Source organism: Bartonella sp. MU70NMGDW, assembly GCF_042194085.1.
Lineage (GTDB): Bacteria > Pseudomonadota > Alphaproteobacteria > Rhizobiales > Rhizobiaceae > Bartonella > Bartonella grahamii.
This window is the reverse complement of sequence record NZ_JBHIMK010000480.1, coordinates 1-882: the sequence shown is the minus strand read 5'-3', so window position 1 is coordinate 882 and position 882 is coordinate 1. Positions and strand designations below refer to the sequence as shown.

The window sequence follows — 882 nt, the reverse complement described above, 5'->3', positions numbered from 1 at the left end:
TGCCATGAACATCATAAGTTTAGCAACAAAACCAGAAAAAGGTGGCAATCCAATAATCAAAATGGCACAAATACCAAAACAAGCCCCAAGAATTGCCAAGGTTACAGGGAAATATGTGCCAACTTCATCTTCTTCCTCCTCTTCATCATCACCATAAACCTCCATTGTGACAGCCAGAACATTAGCAGCCACATCTTGACAGCGTTCAACCAACTCTACCAAAAGAAAAAAAGCTCCCAGTGCTAAAGTTGAAGAAACAATATAAAAAAGAGCACCTGCTGTCAGTGCTGCATTGCCGATCCCTATTGCTGCCAACAATGTACCAGAAGAGACAAGAACACTATAAGCTACCAAACGCACTAAAACTTGACTCGCCAATACCCCAATAAAACCAAAAATCATAGTGGCCAACCCACCATAAAACAAAACGGTATGACCAAAATGGTTAAAATATTCACTTTCAGGACCAAACCACAGCAGCGTTAAACGTAAAATAATATAAATACCCACCTTGCTCAAAAGCGCAAAAGAAGCTCCAACAGGCGCTACTGCTGCACTATAAGTTGGCACCAACCAAAAATTAAGCGGCCACATACCAGCCTTAAGCAAAAAAGCAATACCTAGAAGTGCAACACCTATTTCGAACAAAACAATATCTGTAGAAGATATATATTTTATTTTAACAGCCAAATCGGCCATATTAAGAGTACCAGCGACTCCATAAATGAGTGCTGTACCAACTAAAAAAAGTAATGAAGCAACAAGATTAACCACGACATAATGCAACCCTGCGCGTACGCGTGCCTGACCAGAACCATGCAAAGCAAGCCCATAGGAAGCCGTTAACATAACTTCAAAAAATACAAATAAATTAAATAAATC

1 protein-coding gene is annotated in these 882 nt (G+C 39.7%); it reads right to left on the bottom strand.

What is annotated here, in order from left to right; genetic code table 11:
- Window positions 1-882, bottom strand: an 882-nt coding sequence (locus ACFIKE_RS11720; protein ID WP_375650121.1) for a monovalent cation/H+ antiporter subunit D, incomplete at both ends; no start/stop codon positions are given.